Source organism: Streptomyces lothianensis (genome assembly GCF_047779955.1).
Lineage (GTDB): Bacteria > Actinomycetota > Actinomycetes > Streptomycetales > Streptomycetaceae > Streptomyces.
This window is the reverse complement of sequence record NZ_JBLMKT010000080.1, coordinates 1-285: the sequence shown is the minus strand read 5'-3', so window position 1 is coordinate 285 and position 285 is coordinate 1. Positions and strand designations below refer to the sequence as shown.

Annotated in this window: 1 protein-coding gene; it reads left to right on the top strand. The window is 69.1% G+C overall.

Annotated elements, in window-relative coordinates:
• Positions 1 to 285, top strand: a 285-nt coding sequence (locus ACLF6P_RS28805) for a condensation domain-containing protein (RefSeq protein WP_415954346.1), incomplete at both ends; no start/stop codon positions are given.

Here is a 285-nt window from a genome sequence, read left to right as displayed (position 1 = left end):
GCAGCGGTCCTGTCCCGGCTCGGCGCGGGCACGGACATCCCCGTGGGAACCGTGGTCGCGGGCCGCGACGACGAAGCCCTCGACGACCTCGTCGGCTTCTTCGTCAACACCCTCGTCCTGCGCACCGACACCTCCGGCGACCCCAGCTTCCGCGAACTCCTCGAACGCGTACGGAACCTCGACCTCACGGCCTTCGAGCACCAGGACATCCCCTTCGACCGCCTCGTCGAAATCGCCAACCCGACCCGCACCCTCGCCCACCACCCCCTCTTCCAGGTCATGCTC